This window comes from Paraburkholderia sp. CI2 (assembly GCF_014201055.1).
GTDB lineage: Bacteria > Pseudomonadota > Gammaproteobacteria > Burkholderiales > Burkholderiaceae > Paraburkholderia > Paraburkholderia tuberum.
This window is the reverse complement of record NZ_JACHDL010000005.1, coordinates 122096-143113: the sequence shown is the minus strand read 5'-3', so window position 1 is coordinate 143113 and position 21018 is coordinate 122096. Positions and strand designations below refer to the sequence as shown.

21 protein-coding genes are annotated in these 21018 nt (G+C 66.5%); 15 read left to right on the top strand and 6 right to left on the bottom strand.

The features are described 5' to 3' along the window. Positions 1 to 74: 74 nt before the first annotated feature. Positions 75 to 812 (bottom strand): glutathione S-transferase, encoded by a 738-nt coding sequence (locus tag HDG32_RS09720; protein ID WP_184066029.1) that lies wholly within the window; start codon positions 810 to 812, stop codon positions 75 to 77. Positions 813 to 1013: 201 nt separating this feature from the next. Beyond that, a complete protein-coding gene (locus HDG32_RS09715; protein ID WP_184066028.1) occupies positions 1014 to 2093 on the bottom strand; it encodes a YeiH family protein in 1080 nt (359 codons plus the stop codon). Between the two features lie 132 nt (positions 2094 to 2225). Here HDG32_RS09715 and HDG32_RS09710 point away from each other — a divergent pair, with 132 nt between their 5' ends. The 8 genes from HDG32_RS09710 (at position 2226) to HDG32_RS09675 (ending at position 10331) form a co-directional block, all read left to right on the top strand. Continuing rightward, positions 2226 to 3119 (top strand): LysR family transcriptional regulator, encoded by an 894-nt coding sequence (locus HDG32_RS09710; protein ID WP_184066019.1) that lies wholly within the window; start codon positions 2226 to 2228, stop codon positions 3117 to 3119. A 236-nt stretch (positions 3120 to 3355) separates the two neighbouring features. Continuing rightward, positions 3356 to 4150: a sugar phosphate isomerase/epimerase gene (locus HDG32_RS09705; protein WP_184066018.1), complete on the top strand. Its 795-nt coding sequence runs from the start codon at positions 3356 to 3358 to the stop codon at positions 4148 to 4150. A 225-nt stretch (positions 4151 to 4375) separates the two neighbouring features. Beyond that, complete coding sequence (locus HDG32_RS09700) at positions 4376 to 5359, top strand: sugar kinase (RefSeq protein WP_260336420.1); 984 nt, start codon at positions 4376 to 4378, stop codon at positions 5357 to 5359. Positions 5360 to 5482: 123 nt separating this feature from the next. Continuing rightward, positions 5483 to 6772 (top strand): MFS transporter, encoded by a 1290-nt coding sequence (locus tag HDG32_RS09695; RefSeq protein WP_184066016.1) that lies wholly within the window; start codon positions 5483 to 5485, stop codon positions 6770 to 6772. Next, positions 6772 to 7737, top strand: coding sequence for a D-glycerate dehydrogenase (locus HDG32_RS09690; RefSeq protein WP_184066014.1), 966 nt, complete (start codon positions 6772 to 6774; stop codon positions 7735 to 7737). The genes HDG32_RS09695 and HDG32_RS09690 overlap by 1 nt, the downstream gene beginning before the upstream one ends. Before the next feature lie 54 nt (positions 7738 to 7791). After that, positions 7792 to 8886: a LacI family DNA-binding transcriptional regulator gene (locus tag HDG32_RS09685; protein WP_184066012.1), complete on the top strand. Its 1095-nt coding sequence runs from the start codon at positions 7792 to 7794 to the stop codon at positions 8884 to 8886. Between the two features lie 83 nt (positions 8887 to 8969). Further along, positions 8970 to 9869: a YhfC family intramembrane metalloprotease gene (locus tag HDG32_RS09680; RefSeq protein ID WP_184066008.1), complete on the top strand. Its 900-nt coding sequence runs from the start codon at positions 8970 to 8972 to the stop codon at positions 9867 to 9869. A 96-nt stretch (positions 9870 to 9965) separates the two neighbouring features. Then, positions 9966 to 10331 (top strand): DUF3022 domain-containing protein, encoded by a 366-nt coding sequence (locus HDG32_RS09675; protein WP_184066005.1) that lies wholly within the window; start codon positions 9966 to 9968, stop codon positions 10329 to 10331. Between the two features lie 29 nt (positions 10332 to 10360). On the opposite strand, the gene HDG32_RS09670 is transcribed toward HDG32_RS09675, so the two are convergent. Together HDG32_RS09670 and HDG32_RS09665 are read right to left on the bottom strand one after the other, a co-directional pair. Next, positions 10361 to 10798 carry a PGDYG domain-containing protein gene (locus HDG32_RS09670; protein ID WP_184022710.1) on the bottom strand — a complete coding sequence of 146 codons (438 nt, stop codon included), beginning with the start codon at positions 10796 to 10798 and terminating at the stop codon, positions 10361 to 10363. A 264-nt stretch (positions 10799 to 11062) separates the two neighbouring features. After that, on the bottom strand, positions 11063 to 11581 hold the full coding sequence (locus tag HDG32_RS09665; RefSeq protein ID WP_184066002.1) for a Spy/CpxP family protein refolding chaperone: 519 nt from the start codon (positions 11579 to 11581) through the stop codon (positions 11063 to 11065). A gap of 338 nt (positions 11582 to 11919) precedes the next feature. Between HDG32_RS09665 and HDG32_RS09660 the strand changes: the two genes are divergently transcribed. Next, complete coding sequence (locus tag HDG32_RS09660) at positions 11920 to 12378, top strand: Lrp/AsnC family transcriptional regulator (protein ID WP_090805298.1); 459 nt, start codon at positions 11920 to 11922, stop codon at positions 12376 to 12378. A gap of 257 nt (positions 12379 to 12635) precedes the next feature. Further along, positions 12636 to 13733: a saccharopine dehydrogenase family protein gene (locus HDG32_RS09655; protein ID WP_184022712.1), complete on the top strand. Its 1098-nt coding sequence runs from the start codon at positions 12636 to 12638 to the stop codon at positions 13731 to 13733. Positions 13734 to 13849: 116 nt separating this feature from the next. Here the strand turns inward: HDG32_RS09655 and HDG32_RS09650 are convergent, their stop codons facing one another. Next, positions 13850 to 14431 carry an ATP-binding protein gene (locus HDG32_RS09650; protein ID WP_184065999.1) on the bottom strand — a complete coding sequence of 194 codons (582 nt, stop codon included), beginning with the start codon at positions 14429 to 14431 and terminating at the stop codon, positions 13850 to 13852. Beyond that, positions 14428 to 14574: a cytochrome bd-I oxidase subunit CydX gene (gene cydX, locus HDG32_RS09645; RefSeq protein WP_184056699.1), complete on the bottom strand. Its 147-nt coding sequence runs from the start codon at positions 14572 to 14574 to the stop codon at positions 14428 to 14430. The genes HDG32_RS09650 and cydX overlap by 4 nt, the downstream gene beginning before the upstream one ends. A gap of 346 nt (positions 14575 to 14920) precedes the next feature. Here cydX and HDG32_RS09640 point away from each other — a divergent pair, with 346 nt between their 5' ends. The 5 genes from HDG32_RS09640 to HDG32_RS09620 all read left to right on the top strand — a co-directional run bounded on the left by HDG32_RS09640 (position 14921) and on the right by HDG32_RS09620 (position 20807). Next, positions 14921 to 15361 (top strand): DUF2846 domain-containing protein, encoded by a 441-nt coding sequence (locus HDG32_RS09640; protein ID WP_244145012.1) that lies wholly within the window; start codon positions 14921 to 14923, stop codon positions 15359 to 15361. Positions 15362 to 15540: 179 nt separating this feature from the next. Continuing rightward, positions 15541 to 16518, top strand: coding sequence for a magnesium/cobalt transporter CorA (gene corA, locus HDG32_RS09635; protein ID WP_184065994.1), 978 nt, complete (start codon positions 15541 to 15543; stop codon positions 16516 to 16518). Between the two features lie 327 nt (positions 16519 to 16845). Beyond that, positions 16846 to 17820, top strand: a complete 975-nt coding sequence (locus HDG32_RS09630; protein WP_184022717.1) for a sugar ABC transporter substrate-binding protein — start codon at positions 16846 to 16848, stop codon at positions 17818 to 17820. 291 nt (positions 17821 to 18111) lie between these two features. After that, positions 18112 to 19704 (top strand): sugar ABC transporter ATP-binding protein, encoded by a 1593-nt coding sequence (locus tag HDG32_RS09625; protein ID WP_184065991.1) that lies wholly within the window; start codon positions 18112 to 18114, stop codon positions 19702 to 19704. Continuing rightward, a complete protein-coding gene (locus tag HDG32_RS09620; RefSeq protein WP_184065988.1) occupies positions 19704 to 20807 on the top strand; it encodes an ABC transporter permease in 1104 nt (367 codons plus the stop codon). Before HDG32_RS09625 ends, HDG32_RS09620 begins: the two co-directional genes overlap by 1 nt. Positions 20808 to 21018 lie beyond the last annotated feature (211 nt).

The window sequence follows — 21018 nt, the reverse complement described above, 5'->3', positions numbered from 1 at the left end:
GCGGCACAACAGCAGCGCGCCCGCCTCGAATGGCGGGCGCGCGGCGGCGAGCGGGCGGGGGCGGGCGGCGCGGTTCAAGCCGCCGCCTTGTCGAGTTCAGGATAGTGCCGGAAGATGCAGCTTTCGTTATGGCCGATGCGCCGGTCCGAGTCCAGATACGCGGCGATGTTCGGTCTTGCGATCACGGCGTCGTGCAGCGCGGCGAGCCGCGGATAGTGCTCGCCGAAGCGCTTCAGCGCGCGCGGAAACGCGTACAGCAGACCGTCGATCAGCTGGAACATCGACAGGTCCACATAGGTCAGCGTGTCGCCGACCATGAAGCTGTCGCCGGCCGGATTCTGCGCGAGCACGCGCTCGAAGTACGACATGAACTTCGGAATCCGATGGTCGATGAAATCGTGCGCGCGCACCTTCGCCGCGTCTTTCTGCTCCTCGTAGTAGAGGCCGCTCGCGAGCGGATGGTGGGTGTCGTGCGCTTCGGTGACGACGTCGGCGATCGTCAGCTGCAGGCCGTTCGCGACATAGCGCAGGCTGTCCACCGCCGGCGCCAGCTTGAGCCGCGGGCCGAGATAGAACAGGATGTTGGCGGTCTGCGCGATCACCAGATCGCCGTCTTTCAGAAACGGTGGCGCGAACGGCGGATACGGCTCGTCGGGGCTTTGCATCACCGCCATCATCGCTTTGGTGCCAAGACCCTTCGAAGGCTTGCCGCGCGCGACTTCGACATAGTCGACGCCGGCTTCCTCCAGCGCGAGCCGCACGAATTCGCCGCGGCCTTGCAGGCCATCCCAGTAGTACAGTTCCAGGCTCATCGATCGATCCTCATTCCGGTCGCCCGGACGCGTCGCGGGAAGGCGGTTTCACCGCTGCCATCGGACGTCGCGCACGGGCGGGTTGGGGGGCAAAGTTCGCAGCAACGAGTATGCCGTGTGATCGGCCGGGATGGTGCACCAGAAAGCGCAAAACCCCGCGCGCGGCGGGGTGTCGGGGAAGGCGGGAGAGCCGGCGACGGCTCAGCGGAACAGGTGCTGGACGGTCCATGTGATGCCGAGTCCGCCGGCGATCAGCCATACATACAGAATCAGGCCGGTGGTCAGCGCGCGCGGACCCGCTTCGCGAATCTGCGAGAAGCGCGTTTCCATGCCGAGTGCGGTCATCGCCATCGTCAGCGCGAAGGTGTCGAACAGGTTCAGCGTCGAGGTGGCGCTTTCCGGCAGCACATGCAGCGAGTTGATCGCCACGCAGGCGAGGAAGCCGAGTGCGAACCAGGGGATCGCCAGCTTGCGCGGGGCGGCGCCGTCCGTGCCGCCATCCTTCGCGCCGCGCGTCGCGCGGTTCACCCACAGGCCGACCACCAGCAATACCGGCACGAGCAGCATCACGCGGGTCATCTTGACGATCGTCGCGATGTGCGTCGTTTCGGGGCTCACGTTGCTCGCCGCGCCGACCACCTGCGCGACCTCGTGGATCGTGCCGCCGAAGAACAGGCCGGCGCCGACCGTGTCGAGATGCAGCCAGCCTGCGTTGAACAGCACCGGGTAGAGGAACATCGACAGCGTGCCGAACAGCACGACGCTGCCGACCGCCATCGCGCTCTTGTGCGGCTTCGATTGCAGCGTCGATTCGAACGCGAGCACCGCGGCCGCGCCGCAGATCGCGCTGCCGGCCGCCGTCAGGAGCGCGGCGTCGCGGTCGAGCTTCATGATTTTCATGCCGGCCCAGGTGCCGATCACGAGCGTGCTGACGACGATCAGCACCGACTCCGCGAGACCCGGCAGGCCCACCTGGGCGATTTCCTGCAGGCTCACACGCAAGCCGAAGAACGCGACCGCGATGCGCAGCAGCTTGCGCGCCGAGAAATTCACGCCGGCCGCCCAACTGGCCGGCATGCTGTCGCGCAGCGCGTTGCCGTAGATCGCACCCGCGACGATGCCGACGATCAGCGGACTCAGGCCAAGGCCGGCAATCGCCGGAATCGCTGCGATGCGCGTGACCGCGGCGGCGAACAGCGCGACGAACAGTACGCCGTTGAGCTGGCCGCGGGTGGACAGCGCGGGGGAGGCGGCGGCGAGCGGGGCGGTGGGTGTGGACATGATCGGCGGCTTCGTAACGGACTTGCATGGGACTGCATAAGCAGCAATGGGGCTAATCCTAAATTAGATATATCGGTATGAAAAATCGTGATTTAGAATGTGAAGTATCGGTTCAACGGATATTTAATCGAGATGACCCCGGATCAACTTATAACGTTCGCCGCCGTCGCTGAGCATCGCAACATCAGCCGGGCGGCGGTGGCGCTGCATCTGTCGCAGCCGGCGGTGTCCGGCCAGCTGAGGCAATTGCAGGACGAGTTCGGCGAGCCGCTGTATCAGCGCGATGGCCGCGGGGTACGGCTGACGCCAGCCGGCGAGCAGCTCGCCGCCTATGCGGCGCGGCTGCGCGACACCTGGCGGCAGGCGCATGCCTATCGCGACGCGCTGCGCGGTCTCGAACAGGGCACCTTGCGGATCGGCGCGAGCACGACGCCGGCGAGCTACCTGCTGCCGTACCTGATCGCCGAATTCCATCGCCGCTATCCGCACGTGAGCGTGCATACCGCCAACGGCAACACGGCCGAGATCGTCGGTGCGCTCGGCTCGGTCGACATCGCGATGATCGAGGGTCCCGCCGGCGCAGATCTGCCGCCGGACACGGTCGTCCATGCGTGGCGCGAGGACGAGATCGTCGCGATCATGCCGCGCTCGCATCCGCTCGCGCAGGCGGACAATGGCGGGCGCATCGAACTGGCCGCGTTCGGCGCGTATCCGCTGGTGCTGCGCGAGGAAGGCTCGGGCGTGCGGCAGACGGTCGAGCGCGAGTTCGCGCGCGCGGGCGTGCCGATGCGCGTGGCGCTCGAAATCGCGGGGGTCGAAGGGGTGAAGGAGGCGGTGCGGGCAGGGATGGGTGTCGGTTTCGTGTCGGCGATGTCGATGCGGCATGAGAACGGTGCGCTGCGGCTCATGTCGCTGAGCCCGCAGCCGCTGACGCGGCGGCTGTCGATTCTGGTGCCGCATGCGAGCGCGCCGTCGCGGGTGGTCGAGCAGTTTCTGGCGATGTGCGTCGCGGACGAGGGCGGCTGACTTCCGCACTGGCAGCGTATGGGGTCGCGAATCCGAACCCGCGCGGGGCGCTGCCGTGGCCGACGCGCCTCGCTTTACGCTCGCCGTATGCCGGCCGCGCCTGGGGATTTCCTCTATGGTGCGCGATGCCTGTCCCGAGCACCATTCGCACATCGCAGCGCCTCGGCGCTTTTTTTCGAAGTTTAATTGGAACCGGTTCCAAAAACCGTTTCGCTTCAGAATTGCGTGAGTTGGACATGACTGATGCAGTGGAGATCGCGGTCGTCGCCAGCGCGTTCGGTGTGAACGCCGTGCGCGCCGACGGCCATCTGAAATGGTCGCAGGCGGCAAAGCGCGCCGGCGCGGCGGGTTTCGAAGTGCGCCGGGAGCTGTTCGCGAGCGACGCGGACGCGGACCCGCAACGGCTGCGCGCGCTCGGCGCGGCGTTGGCCGATCTCGGGCTGTGGTCGGTGTTCTCGACGCCGGCATCGTTGTACGCGGCGGACGGCCAGCTCGATACCGACGCACTGCGTGTCGCGCTCGATCAGGCGGCCGCGCTCGGCGCGCGCTTCGTCAAGCTGCAACTCGGCGGCTTCGCGGGCGAGGCTCACGGCGCGGCCATCGTCGCGCACGTCGCGAGCGGCTCGGGCACCACGGGCGGTGCGCAGCCACGGCTCGTCGTCGAAAACGGGCAACTGGCGCAGGGCGGCTCGCCCGCGCAGTTCGTCGGGTTGTTCGATGCGCTCGCGCGTGAAGGCCACGCGGGCGTGCTCGGCATGACCTTCGATACCGGCAACTGGGCGTGGCTCGACGTCGCGCCGCTGCCCATCGCGCCGCAGCTCGCGCCGTACGTCGAGTACATCCATTGCAAGACCACCACGGGCGAGGGCGCGCGGCGCTTTGCGAGCGCGCCGGCCGAGGATGACGCGCCATTGCGCGCGCTCCTCGACCGGCTGCCGCGCGATGTGCCGCGCGGCATCGAGTTTCCGTTCGATCCGAGCCGGATCGACGCGGATGCCGCGCGTTATGTGAGCTGGCTTGCGCGCGTGTAGACGCGCGGCGCGGCATCACGAAGCGCCTCGGTCGAAGCCGTATAGCAGACGAGGCAGCAACTCAGGCAGCAACCCAGGCAGCAACCCAGGCAGCAACCCAGGCAGCAACCCAGGCAGCAACCCAGGCAGCAACCCAGGCAGCAACCCAGGCAGCAACCCAGGCAGCAAAGAACGCATTCCACGCAACACCAATCACCGCATCAGCAGCACCACCAGGAGCCCAGCATGACGCACCCTTACCCCGCCCTCGACGTGATCACCTACGGCGAAGCGATGGCGATGTTCGTCGCCGCCGAAGCCGGCCCGCTCGCGGGCGTCGGGCACTTCACGAAGCGCATCGCCGGCGCGGATCTGAACGTCGCGATCGGCTTGTCCCGACTTGGCTTCAGGGTGGGCTGGATGAGCCGCGTCGGCGACGATTCGTTCGGCCGGTACGTGCGCGACACGCTGACGAAAGAGGGCATCGACCAGCAATGCGTGAGCACCGACGCGCACCATCCGACCGGCTTCCAGCTGAAGTCGAAGAGCGACGACGGCAGCGACCCGGCGGTCGAATACTTCCGCAAGGGCTCGGCGGCGAGCCATCTGTCGCTCGACGACTACCTCGCCGATTACGTGCTGCCCGCGCGTCATCTGCATCTGACCGGCGTCGCGCCGGCGATCTCGGCAAGCTCGCGCGAACTCGCATTCCACCTGGCCCGCGAAATGCGCGCTGCGGGCAGGACGATCTCGTTCGACCCGAACCTGCGTCCGATGCTATGGCCCTCGCGCGCGGCGATGGTCGAAGGCTTGAACGCGCTCGCCGCGCTCGCCGACTGGGTGCTGCCCGGCATCGGCGAGGGTGAGATGCTGACCGGCCACACGCAGCCGGAGGACATCGCGAAGTTCTATCTCGAGCGCGGCGCGCGCGGCGTGATCGTCAAGCTCGGCGCGCAGGGCGCGTATTACCGCACCGCGACCGATGCCGCGACGATCGCCGGCCGGCCGGTCGCGAACGTCGTCGATACGGTCGGCGCGGGCGATGGTTTCGCGGTCGGCGTGATCAGCGCGCTGCTCGAAGGCCGCACGCTCGCGCAGGCGGTCGCGCGTGGCAACCGGATCGGCGCGCTCGCGATCCAGGTGATCGGCGATTCGGAAGGTTTGCCGAACCGCGCCGAACTCGACGCGCTGGAGCTGGCCGAGGTACCGGGCATCGCAAGCGCGGCCTGACGCGGCTCGGACCGCATCGATAGCGCTGCATCCACAACCAGCATCGACGACAACAAGAGCGCCCACAGCGCGCCCAGATTTTTTCATCATTGATTCGGGACGACGCCGTCCAAGGAGACTTCCATGACCTCATCACTTGCGATTCGCCGTTGGTGGACGATCATGCCGATCGTGTTCATCACTTACAGCCTTGCGTATCTGGATCGCGCGAATTTCGGCTTCGCGTCAGCGGCCGGCATCAACCAGGATCTCGGCATCAGCAAGGGGCTCGCGTCGCTGATCGGCGCGCTGTTCTTCCTCGGCTATTTCTTCTTCCAGATTCCGGGTGCGATCTATGCCGAGCGCCGCAGCGTGAAGAAACTGGTGTTCTGGAGCCTCGTTCTGTGGGGCGGCTGCGCGGCGTTGACCGGCATGGTCAGCAACATTCCGTCGCTGATGGCGATCCGCTTCCTGCTCGGCGTCGTCGAAGCCGCGGTGATGCCGGCGATGCTGATCTTCATCAGCAACTGGTTCACGAAGAGCGAGCGCTCGCGCGCGAACACGTTCCTGATCCTCGGCAATCCGGTCACGGTGCTGTGGATGTCGGTCGTGTCGGGCTATCTCGTGCATTCGTTCGGCTGGCGGCAGATGTTCATCGCCGAGGGCGCGCCCGCGATCATCTGGGCGATCTGCTGGTGGTTCCTCGTCAAGGACAAGCCCGAGCAGGTGTCGTGGCTCACGCAGCAGGAAAAGGACGCGCTCGCGCAGACGCTGCGCGCCGAGCAGGCCGCGATCAAGCCGGTGCGCAACTACAGCGAGGCGTTTCGCACGCCCGCGGTCATCAAGCTGTGCGCGCAGTATTTCTGCTGGAGCATTGGCGTGTACGGCTTCGTGCTGTGGTTGCCGTCGATCCTGAAGAACGGCTCGTCGTTCGGCATGGTGGAAACCGGCTGGCTGTCGGCGCTGCCGTATCTGGCCGCGACGATCGCGATGCTTGCAGCTTCGTGGGCATCGGATAAACTCAACCGCCGTAAGGTGTTCGTGTGGCCGTTCCTGCTGATCGGTGCGATTGCGTTCGCGGCGTCGTACGGGCTCGGCTCCGCGCATTTCTGGGTCTCGTATGCGCTGCTCGTGATCGCGGGCGCGGCGATGTACGCGCCGTATGGACCGTTCTTCGCGATCGTGCCGGAGCTGCTGCCGAAGAACGTCGCGGGCGGCGCGATGGCGCTGATCAACAGCATGGGCGCGCTCGGTTCGTTCGTCGGCTCGTACGCGGTCGGCTATCTGAACGGCGCGACCGGGTCGCCCGCGGCATCGTATGCATTCATGAGCGTGGCGCTCGTCGCCGCGGTGATCCTGACGCTCGCCGTCAAGCCGGCCGCGGCCGAACAACGTGGCCCCGCTCGTCCCACCGTCGCAAGGAAAATTAGCTGATGAACAAGATCGTCGCCTGGAAGTCGCTGCCCGAGGATGTGCTCGCCTATCTGCAACAGCATGCGCAGGTCGTGCAGGTCGATCCGTCACAGCATGATGCGTTCGTCGCCGCGCTGCGCGATGCCGACGGCGGCATCGGCGCGAGCGTGCAGATCACGCCGGCGATGCTCGAAGGCGCGAGCCGGCTGAAGGCGCTGTCGACGATCTCGGTCGGCTACGACCAGTTCGACGTCGCCGACCTCACGCGCCGCGGCATCGTGCTCGCGCACACGCCGGACGTGCTGACCGAATCGACCGCCGATACCGTGTTCTCGCTGATCCTCGCGTCCGCGCGGCGCGTCGTCGAGCTGGCCGACTGGGTCAAGGCGGGGCAGTGGCGCACGAGCATCGGGCCCGCGCAGTTCGGGCTCGACGTGCAGGGCAAGACGATCGGCATCGTCGGCTTGGGGCGGATCGGCGGCGCGGTCGCGCGACGCGCGGCGCTCGGCTTCAACATGAAGGTGCTGTATACGAACCGCAGCGCGAACCACCAAGCGGAGCAGGCGTATGGCGCGCGGCGCGTCGAGCTGGCTGAATTGCTCGCGCAGTCCGATTTCGTCTGTCTGCAGGTGCCGCTCACGCGAGAGACGCGGCATCTGATCGGCGCCGCCGAACTGCGCGCGATGAAGAAGAGCGCGATCCTGATCAACGCTTCACGCGGCGCGACCGTCGACGAACCGGCGCTGATCGAGGCGCTGCGCAACGGCACGATTCACGGCGCGGGCCTCGACGTGTTCGACACCGAACCGTTGCCTGCCGACTCGCCGTTGCTCGCCATGCCGAACGTGGTCGCATTGCCGCATATCGGCTCGGCGACGCACGAGACCCGTCATGCGATGGCGCTCAACGCGGCGGAGAACCTGGTCGCCGCGCTCGACGGCACATTGACGACCAACATCGTCAACCGTGACGTCCTGGCGAAGTGATTCGCAGGGCGGCGCGCAAGCTCCCGTCCTCGGACCGGCACGAGCGATGAGCGAATGAGCACGACCCCGCCCCCGGCCAGCATGCCGCCTGGTCCCCCGAGCGCGCCGACGCGACGCGCGACGATCACCGATGTCGCGCGTGAAGCCGGCACCGGCAAGACCAGCATCTCGCGCTATCTGAACGGCGAGTTCAGCGCGCTGTCGCCCGAGCTGCGCGCGCGCATCGAAGCCGCGATCGCGCGGCTCGACTATCAGCCGAACCAGATGGCGCGCGGCCTGAAGCGCGGCCGCAACCGGCTGATCGGCATGCTGGTCGCCGACCTGACCAATCCGTACTCCGTCGAAGTGCTGCAAGGCGTCGAGGCCGCGTGCCATGCGCTCGGCTTGATGCCGCTGATTTGCCACGCGGCGAACGAAGTCGAGATGGAGCGGCGTTATCTGCAACTGCTGACCACGTATCGCGTGGAAGGTGTGATCGTCAACGCGCTAGGCGTGCGCGAGGAGACGTTGCGGCCGGTCGGCGACGGCGGGATTCCGGCGGTACTGGTCGATCGGCGCGTGGAGGGGCTGGTCGCCGACATGGTCGGTCTCGACAATGGCGCGGCCGCCGCGCTCGGTACGCGGCATCTGCTCGAACGGGGCTTCGAGCACATCTGGTTCGTCGTGCAGCCGTTCGAGCAGGTCAGCTCGCGGCAGTTGCGCGTCGAAGCATTCGATCGGGCGATGCGCGACGACGGCCGCGCGCGCGGTCGTACGCTGGTGCTCGATCTCGCCGATGCAACTGCGCTCGAGCGCGGTCTCGCGGAGCTGGATCGTGCGATCGACTCGCCAGGCGGGGCCGGTGCCGAGCCCGCCGGCGCCTCCCCACGCGTCGCGCTGTTCGCGGCCAACGCACCGGTCGCGTTGCGGCTCGCGCTGCATCTGAACGCGCGTTACGGCGCGCACTGGCAGAGCCGCGTCGCGCTGCTTTCCATCGACGATCCGGATTGGGCCGAGCTCGCCGGCATCACGACGATCCGCCAGCCGACCTACGACATCGGTTATCGCGCGGTCGAATTCCTGCACGAGCGCATCGAAGGCGCGCAGACGGGCGCGCGCGACTGCCTGCTGCCCGGCGAGCTGATCGTGCGTGCGTCGACCGCACGCTGATTTCCGGCCAATCTGCGATGATGCGGGCTGCGGCGCGCAGCGGTTGCGCGCCGGGGATTGCAAGGAACCCCGCAAGGATACTCATGGTCGTGCCACCGCTTACCCTCGCGAGCCTCGCGCTCGCCACGCTCGTCATCGCCGCTTTACCGTTTCTGATTTACCGACAATTGCGCCGTCCGCTCGCGCTTCGGCCGCGCGACGCGATCGCCGGCGTCGCGGTGTTCGCGCTGTTCGCGATGGTCATCGAGCGTGCGCTGCACGACTACCTGTTGCGCGGCAACGAGGCGACCGCGGCGTTCCTTTCGCAGCCGCTCGCGTTCGTTGTCTATGGTGCGCTGGCCGCGGGCGTTTGCGAGGAAGTGGGGCGGTTCTTCGGCATGCGGCTGCTCATGAAGCGCGCGGCGGCGCGGCCGGCGGTGCGCAAGAAGGCGAACGTCGACGCGCCCGCCGGCGTCGATGCAAGCGCGGGCGCGAGCCCCGCCGCCAGCACGACCGCCGACACGCGCACCGCCGCATTGCGCGCCGACGATGGCGCCGCGCTCAGCTACGGCCTCGGCCACGGCGGCGCAGAAGCGTGGATGGTCGGCGTGTTCGTGCAGTGCCAGTGGCTCGTGTTGGCGGTCCTCGAAAACCGTGGCCGGCTCGGCGATTACCTCGGCAATCTGCCGGCCGAAGCGGTGATGCGCGTGCATCTGATTCTCGCGAGCCTGACGCCGCAACTGGCCGGCATTTTCGCGCTCGAACGCGTCGCGGCGCTGGTGTTCCAGATCGGCCTGTCGGTGCTGATGTGGCGCGGCGTGCGGGCCGGCTCGCGCGGCATCCTGCCGCTCGCGATCGGGGTGCACGCGCTGATCGACGTGCCTGCGGCAATGACGCAGGCGCGGCTGTTGCCGCTCGCGGCGGCCGATACGGTCTATGTGGTGGCGGCGGTGTTCGTCGCGGGACTGCTGATACGGATTTACCGGCGGCCGGCGGCGGCGTGAGCGGATGAGCCGCTGGACGGCAGGCGCCTCGCTATCCCTTCAGCGTTTCTCTAAAATACGCCTACGTTTCAGGATCTTCTTTTCCCGGCAGCCTTCATGGAAGCTTACCAATACGACTGCGCGCATCCGGAGTTCGACGAGCTCGCGCGCGTCATCAGCGATCTGTTTCCCGAGCAGACGCAGTTCATCGAGCGTGCCGCCGACGATGGCACGCCCACACTGACGGTTCACTGGGTAGCAATGCGCTTCGGTTCCACCGCGCGCCGTATCGTGATGACGGTCGCGATCGCGCCGGCGGCGCTCGCGCGTTATCGCGCGATGCCGGCGCGGTTGCGTGGCCGCAGCTTTGCGGTATTGCGCGCGTACGTCGAAGCGAGCCTGGGCTCGCTCGAAGAAATGTACGCGAACGGCCAGGCGGTCCCGCGCGAAGTCACGGTCGATCTCGGCGGAGAGTTCGCGTGACGCGCGAATGAAGCGCGGGCGAAGCGGATTCAATCCGCGAGCCGATAGACCTTCGCGAAACGCGCGGCCTGCACGACGCCATAGTCGCCGGGCGCGTACTGCATGACCCAGTCGCCGGCCGCGCCGTGCAGCACGTCGCCGCCGCTCGCGGAGCGCGCGAGCGAGAAGGACTCGTCCATCCGGCGGGCGAGTACGACCGCCGGGCGATTGCGGTAGGCGCCGGCTTCGCCGTGCGCGAGCGCGGCATCGGCGGGCAGGTACTTCGCATCGAAGCGCTCGCGCGACACGACCCAGCGCTCGCCGGTCGAGCCGGTGATCAGCGCATCGCCGCGCACATAGCGGTTCGGGCCTTCGAGGCTCATCAACTGGCCTTCGGCGGCGGCGAATTCGACGCTTACCGTTTCGTCCTTGACGACGCGTTGGGCGTGCGGATCGTCACGCAAATCGAGATTCCTGAGTTCGGTCATGAAGCGGGTGGAAGATTAGGGGGTGAGCGTTGCGGCGAGACTTGCCGCTTTGCGGCGATCGTGCGTCGAGTCGCTGGGACGGGTAGTCGGCCCAGACAGCGCGCCCCGAATAATGCCAGATGCATGAGCCGGGCGGGGGAAGGCGAAAGGGTGAGACGTGGTGAGAAAGCCGCTGTTCGGGCGCCGGCGGAATTGCTGAAATCAACCGCGTCCGAACGGACCCGCGCCCGCAACGGGGCACCCCCCGCCGCGGGCGCTCTTTCATTATGGCTTGACAGTCGCGTCGCTCGGGGCTTCTGCCGCGGGCTTGCCGCCCTTGCCCTTGCCATGGTGGCCGCGATGATGACCCTCGGGGCCGCCCTGGTGGAACGTCGCGTCGGCGAGCTTCTTCTGCTCCGGCGACAGGCTGCTATACAGCGGATCGAACGCATCGACGAGCTTCTTCATGCCGTCCGCATGCGCCTGCGCGATCGTTGCGTACTGTTTCATGTCGTCGAGCGCGCTCACGTTGGTGGCCGCCTTGCGCTGCTCGAACAGCCGGCCCATCGTTTCGCCGTTGCTGCGCATGACGTCGGCGAACGCCTTCCATTGCGTTTCCTGCGCGGGCGTGATCTTCAGTTGCGAGTGCAGATAAGCGATGCGGTCTTCGACGTTGCGTTCGTGGCCGGCCTTGGCCGCGGAGGCCGAGGCTGTGGTGTCCGGCGCTGCGGCCGGCGCGGCGGTTTGGGCGAACGCGCCGCCCATCGAAACGGCCGTAGCCAGCATAACCAGTGCTTTTTTCATCGAAACTCCTGATGTCTGTTCGTTATTGAGACACGGCGCGCGGCGAGCGTCTTGCCCCGCGCCAGCGGCGAATGGCGCCGCACCGCAAGCGGCTGCCGCATTCGCCCGGCGCCGCTATTAGTAACACGTTAACCCTACAATACGGTGCGTGTGCGACAAACGCTTACAACCGAAACGAACGCGAAACGGCTCGCGCCTGATCGGCAATCGCGCCGACATACTGCGCCGGGCCGCCCCACAGTGTGCCGTGCATCTGTGACCGTACCGCGTGACATGGCGCCGCTGCGTGCAGACGCGCGATAATCCGCGACATTCCACACCAACTTCCTTCCCCTTCGATGAGACCTCCGCGCCTCGACCAGCTCGACGACCTCGACCGCAACCTCGTTGCACTGCTGCAAGCCAACGCGCGCGAGAGCGTCGCGAATCTTGCGCGGCAGCTCGGCGTCGCGCGCACGACCGTGATCGCGCGCATTGCGCGGCTCGAGCGCAGCAACGTGATCGCCGGCTACAGCGTGAGGCTTGGCCAGGATGTGCTCGATTCGAGCATCGTCGCGTATGTCGGCATCATCATCGCGCCGAAGCACGGACCGGCCGTGCAGAAACGCCTCGGCAAAATGCCCGAAGTGCAGATGCTGTGCGCGGTCAGCGGCGAGTTCGACTACGTGGCATGGCTGCGCGCCGATTCGCCCGAACGGCTCAACGATCTGCTCGATCAGATCGGCGGGCTAGAGGGCGTCGAGCGAACCACGACGTCGATCATTCTCGCGCGCAAGATCGACCGCGGCACGGTGTGAGTCGGCGCGCGGCGTAACTTCTTCGCGAGTGCTGCGAGAGTCCATCGTTGACGCCTTTTTTACGCTGTTTCGACAAATCGTTTGACCGGTTCGTCAGAACGTCGAACTGGATGGTCATACCGCAGCATTTTGCGCGTATGAACTGTTTTTGCTTCTTCCTACACTGTCATTCAAGGGTTCGGCCCGCAGGCGCCGCGCGCAACACGCGGCGCACTTCCCAAGCTCAGAGACAGCACATGGATAACAAGGAGAAGCAGATGAAAGTAGCTATCGTTGGCGCAGGTCTGATCGGTCACACCATTGCCCATATGCTGCGCGAGACGGGCGACTACGAAGTCGTCGCGTTCGACCGCGATCAGCACGCGCTCGACAAGCTCGCCGCCCAGGGCATTCCCACCCGCCGCATCGATTCCGCCGACGCCGCCGTGCTGCGCGCCGCCATCGAGGGCTTCGACGTGCTGATCAACGCGCTGCCGTACTACCTCGCGGTCAACGTCGCATCGGCCGCGAAGGGCGCGGGTGTCCATTATTTCGACCTGACCGAGGACGTACGCGCGACGCACGCGATCCGCGCGATCGCCGAAGATGCCGATCACGCATTCATGCCGCAGTGCGGTCTCGCGCCGGGCTTCATCGGCATTGCCGCGCACGAGCTCGCGAATCGCTTCACGGAAATCCGCGACGTGAAGATGCGCGTCGGCGCGCTGCCCGAGTTTCCGACCAATGCGCTGAAGTACAACCTGACGTGGAGCGTCGACGGCCTGATCAACGAGTACTGCCAGCCGTGCGAGGCCATCCGCGATGGCCGCACGCAATGGGTGCAGCCGCTCGAAGGCCTCGAGCATTTCTCGCTCGACGGCACCGAGTACGAAGCGTTCAACACGTCGGGCGGGCTGGGCACGCTGTGCGAAACGCTGGCGGGCCGCGTCGAATCGCTCGACTACAAGTCGGTGCGCTATCCGGGTCATCGCAACCTGATGCAGTTCCTGCTCGAAGACCTGCGTTTGTCGAGCGACCGCGATACGCTGAAGACCATCATGCGCCGCTCGGTGCCGTCGACCGCGCAAGATGTCGTGCTGGTGTTCATCACCGTGAGCGGCATGCGCGACGGTCAGCTGGTGCAGGAGGTGTTCACGCGCAAGATCTTCGCGAAGACCGTCTGCGGGGTGCCGATGAGCGCGATTCAGATCACGACCGCCGGCGCGATGTGCGCGGTGCTCGATCTGTTCCGCGAGCGCAAGCTGCCGCAAAAGGGCTTCGTGCGCCAGGAGCAGGTGTCGCTCGGCGATTTTCTGGCGAACCGCTTCGGCAAGTTGTACGAAGGGCAGTCGCTGGAGGCGATGGCGACGGTTTGAGGCCGGCATGGCTCGCGTCGAATGAAAATCCCCGTACGTCGCCGACGTACGGGGATTTTCCGTTTTTCAGCCATCATCGGGCCGGCGCGGCACTCGCCGGACAGAAGGGAGGGCCGTCATCCAGCCACGATTTGCGCGACGAGCGCTTCATGGTCCGCCGAACTGGGCGCGGTATTGTCGAACATCAGCAGACCCTCGCGGCTCGCGCCGCTCGGCTCGAAACGCCGCCGCCGGTAGACGTCCCAGTGCGCGAGCTTGTACGCATCGTTGGGATTCGCGCGCGCGACGATCCGCTGCCGCGCCACGTCCTCCGAGGTCCGCACCCACACGACACACAACCTCACGTCCGGCGCGACGCCGAGCCACGCATGATCGAACAGCCGCCGCTCGCGCACCTCGCGAGACAGCGGGCCGACGACCAACGCGCTGATGCCGAGTTCGAGATTGTCGCGCGCCGTATCGATGAGGCCGCGATACTCGGGGTCGCGCAGATGCTGCAGGAAAAGAGGGCTGTCGCGATCGTTCGGATTGCCGGTCAGCATCGCCATCGCGGCCGCGCTATAGCCGCCGTACAGCGTGTCCTTGTCGAGCAGGCAGAAGGGGATGCCGCTCACTTTCATCAGCGGGCCGAGCAGTTTTTTCGCCAGCGTCGTCTTGCCCGTGCCCGCATGACCGCAAAAGAAAACCAGAGAAGTCACGCAGGCTTGTCCTCACGCGGCGCGGCGGCGTCATCGGGGCGCGGGTCGCGCGCGAACGTGCCGTTGGCCTCGAGCCACATCACGTTGATGATGCCGAAGCCGAGCGCCACACCCACGCCGAGAATCCAGGTGAAATACCACATCGCAGTCTCCTTGATCGTGCGTCCGGCGACGCGGATCGACAGGCATGCCGGCAACCGACGATGGCCAGCCGCGAGCGCGGCCGCCTGCACCGATCATGAAGAAGAACGCCGCGCCATGCAAGAGGCGCGGCGCCCGAGCTCCGAGCTCCGTGCGCCGTGGCTGGCGGAATGTCCGCGCGTTGCTATGATGCGCAACGATCATGCGTACGAGCGTACCGTGTCCGCCGAACCGGCGGACGCGGAGCGACGACCCACACCGCGTAGTCGGAAACTCGGGCCGCAATCGAGAGCACAGGGGAGAACCAGCATGCCGAGGCGCCTGTCTTGCCGCTGCCGAGCCGCACGGATGGCCGGGTCCGCACGCTGCGCCGCGTTGGCCGCATGCGTCGCGCTCAGCGTGCTCACGCTGGCCGGCTGCGCGTCGACGCCGGCCGAGCCGGTACCGTTCAAACCGGTGCCTGCCGAGCGCATCGTCAGACAGGGCTATACGGCGCCGGGCCCCGGCCTCGTCGCGGTGGACGTGCGGCGCGAGCGTTCGCGCGACGTGATCGTGCGGTTCCGCAATGCGCTCGTCTATATCGACGGCGAGCGCGTGACCGACCTGATGAACGGCGAGCACGTGGTGTTCTATCTGCCGCCCGGCGCGCATCGGATCGGCGTATCGACGCAGTTCGATCCGGTCATCGAGCTGAACTTCGTCGTGACGGCCGACCCGCGCTACACGAACCGCGCCTCGGTCACGTTCAACGACGATCACCGCATCGGCCTGCAGCGGGTCGCGCAGTAGCCTGTCGTCGAGCATTAACAATTGGATACGCGCGGCTTAGGTATCGCGCCTTAACATGGCGGCTGATGCAAGCGGCCTGGAAGCGTGCTTGTCCGTTCATGCAGACCCGTCGACCGTCTTACGCAATGCTTACGCGAGCCGGTGGCGAGGTCTGCTTTTGTATGCAAGGTAATCCGAACATGCTGATCAATTGCGCCGCCTATCAGGACGGCCGGAAACTCGCCGACATCGATATCGACAGCATCAGCGACTACGTCGCGCGGCCCGAGTGCTTCGTCTGGGTCGCGTTGAAAGACCCGAGCCCCGACGAACTCGCGATGATGAAAGACGAGTTCAATCTGCACGAGCTCGCCATCGAAGATGCGCAATACGGCCATCAACGGCCGAAGATCGAGGAGTACGGCGATTCGCTGTTCACCGTGATGCACACGGTCGAGATGGACGAGCAGGGCGAATTCGTGATCGGCGAAGTCGACGTGTTCGTCGGCGGCAACTATGTGCTGTCGGTGCGGCGCGGCACGCGCACCGGCTTCAAGAGCGTGCGCGCGCGCTGCGAGCATGAGCCGCATCTGTTGAAGGAGGGCTCGGCGTTCGTGCTGTACGCGCTGATCGACGATGTGGTCGACCGTTATTTCCCGGTCATCGAGGCGATGAGCACCGAGCTCGAAACGCTCGAGGACCGCATCTTCGAGAAGAACGACTCGGCCGCCTCGCGCGCGATCGTGCAGGACCTGTACACGATGAAGCGCCGGCTCGTGATCCTCCAGCACCATATCGTGCCGCTGCAGGAAGCGGTCGGCAAACTGACGGGCGGGCGCATTCCGAGCGTCTGCGCCGGCATGCAGGCGTACTTCCGCGACGTCTACGACCACCTCGACCGGATCGTCAGAACCATCGAGGGGCGCCGCGAAATCGTCGTCACGGCGGTGCAGGTGAACCTCGGCATGATCTCGCTCGCCGAGAGCGAAGTCACCAAGCGGCTCGGCTCGTTCGCCGCGCTGTTCGCGGTGCCGACCATGATCGCCGGCATCTACGGGATGAACTTCGAGCGCATTCCCGAGCTGCATTTCAAGTTCGGCTATCCGGTCGTGCTGGCGGTGATGCTGGCGATCGACTTCGTGCTGTACCGGCGTTTTCGCAAGGCCGGCTGGCTGTAGCCGGCGCACCGTTCAATTTCCTCGGGGTTTCCCTTGCGGCGCGCGCGATACCAGGCCAGCATAAGCGGCCTGTGGGTCGCGCCGCACGCGACGCACAGGCGTCATCGACTGCACGGACTGAGCGAGGGAACCTTGCCACACGCTGTTGCCACACCCGCCCGGATCGATCGAGCGCATTGCGGCGCCGCAGATGTTGCGCGCCGGTGCGTTGCAACACCGCGAATCGTTGACATGCCGAAGAGCTTGCGCTGAGAATAGGCCCCGCAAACGTTTGCGCATCACAAAAAATACGGCTCGCCCGCGAGCCTGACAACCTTGGAGATACGCATGAGCCATCGAACCCGTCGTCGCATTCTTGCCGCCGCAGTTCTCGCCACCGCCTCCGCCGTCCTGCCTTTTTCCGCCGCCCACGCGCAGAACGCGCCGGCTCATAAGCCGAAGGTCGCGCTCGTGATGAAGTCGCTCGCCAACGAGTTCTTCCTGACCATGGAGACCGGGGCGAAAGACTATCAGAAGCAGAACCCCGGCAAGTTCGACCTGATCACCAACGGCATCAAGGACGAAACCGACACCGCCAACCAGATCCGCATCGTCGAGCAGATGATCGTGTCGAAGGTCGACGCGATCGTGCTCGCGCCGGCCGATTCGAAGGCGCTCGTGCCGGTCGTCAAGAAGGCGGTCGACGCGGGCATCATCGTCGTCAACATCGACAACCGGCTCGATCCGGACGTGCTGAAGTCGAAAGACCTGAACGTGCCGTTCGTCGGCCCCGACAATCGCAAGGGCGCGCGGCTCGTCGGTGACTACCTCGCGAAGCGCCTGAAGGCTGGCGACGAGGTCGGCATCCTCGAAGGCGTGTCGACCACCACCAACGCGCAGCAGCGCACTGCGGGCTTCAAGGACGCGATGCAGGCGGTCGGCGCGAAGGTCGTGTCGGTGCAGTCGGGCGAGTGGGAAATCGACAAGGGCAACGCGGTCGCATCGGCCATGCTCAACGAGTATCCGAACCTGAAGGCGCTGCTCGCCGGCAACGACAACATGGCGATCGGCGCGGTGTCGGCGGTGCGCGCGGCCGGCAAGCAGGGCAAGGTGCTGGTGGTCGGCTACGACAACATCAACGCAATCCATCCGATGCTGAAGGACGGCCGCGTGCTCGCCACCGCCGACCAGTTCGCGGCGAAGCAGGCCGTGTTCGGCATCGATACCGCGTTGAAGGCATTGAGCGAAAACAAGAAGCAGTCGCAGCTGTCGGGCGTCGTCGAAACGCCGGTCGTTCTGGTGACGAAGGACACCCTGAAGTAAGCGCGCCGCGCCCGGCGCGAAGCACGAGCCGGGCGCAGCCGGGAAAGCGTACGGGAAGCCGCAAAAATCACCACGAATTATGGATAGCGTGTTTTAGAGGCAAACCACCACCCAGCGATCCGCTTTTGTTCAACGAACGCTCAAGAATCCCGCCGCACCGCCGTTAATCCCAGAGATAAGCGTCATGACGGCGGCTCGCGTGGTGAGAGGGAGCGCGGCCATGAGCAGCTGTGCATTCCGCGCAATGGGGCGCCACGAAGGCGCCAGAAGCGCCATGCAACCAGGAGCGCGATGGATTCGACCGACCACGACGCCTTGCCTGTCGTACTGAGCGTCAGCGGCATCGGCAAGACCTATGCCGAACCGGTGCTCGCCGACGTATCGCTGTCGCTGCGAGCGGGCGAGGTATTGGCGTTGACCGGCGAGAACGGCGCGGGCAAGAGCACGCTGTCGAAGATCATCGGCGGGCTGGTCGAAGCGAGCGCGGGCACGATGCGGCTTGCCGACGCGCCGTACGCGCCCGCGAGCCGCACCGAGGCCGAGGCGCTCGGCGTGCGCATGGTCATGCAGGAGTTGAATCTGCTGCCTACGCTGTCGGTCGCCGAGAACCTGTTCCTGAAACGGCTGCCGCGAGCGGGCGCGTTCAGCTTCGGCTGGATCGATCGCGGCAAGCTGCGCGAGAACGCGCGCGAGGCGATGACGCAGGTCGGGCTCGACGCGATCGATCCCGACACGCTGGTCGGCGAACTGGGCATCGGTCATCAGCAGATGGTCGAGATCGCCCGCAACCTGATCGACGACTGCCGGGTGCTGATCCTCGACGAGCCGACCGCGATGCTGACCGCGCGCGAGGTCGATCTGCTGTTCGAGCAGATCGGGCGGCTCAAGGCTCGCGGCGTCGCGCTCGTCTATATCTCGCACCGGCTCGAAGAGCTGGCGCGGGTCGCCGAACGGGTCGCGGTGCTGCGCGACGGCCGCCTCGTGCATGTCGACGCGATGGCGAACCTGACGAGCGAGCAGATCGTCACGTGGATGGTCGGCCGCGAGCTCGGCGAGCATATCGATCTCGGCGAGCGCAACATCGGCGCGCCGCTCCTGAAAGTGGAGCGGCTCGCGCGCGGCAAGCTCGTGCGCGACGTGTCGTTCGAGGTGCGCGCGGGCGAGATTTTCGGTGTGAGCGGACTGATCGGCGCGGGCCGCACCGAGCTGATGCGGCTCATCTACGGCGCCGACCGCAAGGACGGCGGCAGCGTGTCGCTCGCCGCGACGCCGGGCGCGCCGCCTGCGCCCGTGCGAATCGACTCGCCGGCGGACGCGGTACGCGCGGGTATCGCGCTGATCACCGAAGACCGCAAGGGCGAAGGCCTGCTGCTGCCGCAACCGATCGCGGCCAACCTGTCGCTCGGCAATCTCGGCAGCGTCGCGCGGCACGGCCTCGTCGACGCGAAGCGCGAGAACGCGCTGGCGCACAAGCAGATCGCCGCGATGCGGATTCGCAGCTCGGGGCCCGCGCAGGTTGTCGGCGAACTGTCGGGCGGCAACCAGCAGAAGGTCGTGATCGGCCGCTGGCTCGCGCGCGACTGCCGCGTGCTGTTGTTCGACGAACCGACGCGCGGCATCGACGTCGGCGCGAAGTTCGATATTTACGGCCTGATGGGCGCGCTCGCTCGCGACGGCCGCGCGCTCGTCGTGGTGTCGAGCGATCTGCGCGAACTGATGCTGATCTGCGACCGGATCGGCGTGATGTCGGCGGGCAGCATGACAGGTGTGTTCGAGCGCGCGAGCTGGAGCCAGGATGCGCTGCTCGCGGCTGCGTTCGCCGGCTACCGCGGCCGTGACGCGCTGCTGCACACGCACGGCGTCAACGAAGCAGGGAGTCTGTGATGACCGATCAATCGTGGCGCAAGGCGGCGGGTGTCAAACAGGACGGCCAGTTGGACGGCCAGTTGGGCGGCCAGCAGGACGGCAAGCAAGGCGGTGCGCCGGACGCGCCCGCCGTGACGCCGCCCGCCGATCCGTCGGCGCCGCTCGCGAGCGGCAAGCCGGCCGGCACGCGGCTCGGCTTTTCGAACTACCTGGGCCTCGCCGGCGCGCTGCTCGCGATGATCGTGCTGTTCTCGCTGCTGAGTTCGCACTTTCTGAGCTACGACACGTTCAGCACGATCGCGAACCAGATTCCGGATCTCGTCGTGATGTCGGTCGGCATGACCTTCGTGCTGATCATCGCGGGGATCGATCTGTCGGTGGGCTCGGTGCTCGCGCTCGGGGCGTCGGTGGTCAGCGTGGTGACGCTGAAGTGGGGCTGGGGGCCAGCTGCCGGCGCGCTGCTCGGGGTCGCGGTCGCGGCGCTGACCGGCACCGTGACCGGCGCGGTGACGGTGGGCTGGCGAATTCCGTCGTTCATCGTGTCGCTCGGCGTGCTCGAGGCGGCGCGCGGCATGGCGTATCAGATGACCAATTCGCGCACCGCGTATATCGGCGATGCGTTCGATTTTCTGTCGAACCCGATCGCGCTTGGCATCTCGCCGGCCTTTCTGATCGCGGTCGCGGTGATGGTGATCGCGCAGCTGGTGCTGACGCGCACGGTGTTCGGGCGCTATCTGGTCGGGATCGGCACCAACGAGGAAGCGGTGCGGCTCGCGGGCGTCAATCCGCGGCCGTACAAGGTGATCGTGTTCGCGCTGATGGGCGCGCTGTCCGGACTCGCGGCGCTGTTCCAGATCTCGCGGCTCGAGGCGGCCGATCCGAATGCGGGTGTCGGCCTGGAGCTGCAGGTGATCGCGGCGGTCGTGATCGGCGGCACGAGTCTGATGGGCGGGCGTGGTTCGGTTATCAGCACGTTCTTTGGCGTGCTGATCATTTCGGTGCTGGCGGCGGGCCTCGCGCAGATCGGCGCGAACGAGCCGACCAAGCGCATGATCACCGGCGCGGTGATCGTGGTGGCGGTGGTGCTCGATACGTACCGCAGCCGTCGCAAACGCGCCTGAGGTGGGAGCCGCCGCGCAACGATGAATGAGTGTGGTCTGTCTTCGATGAAGACGTCCGTGGGTCGCCATGCGGCGCATCCGGCCGGAACAACAGACCTAACGGGGTTTTGCATGGGACCGGAGTAAGCGCTAAACCGCTAACTCCGTTCGACCGCGATGAAACTGCATGGGACCGGAGTAAGCGCTGAAGCGCTAACTCCGTTCGACCGCG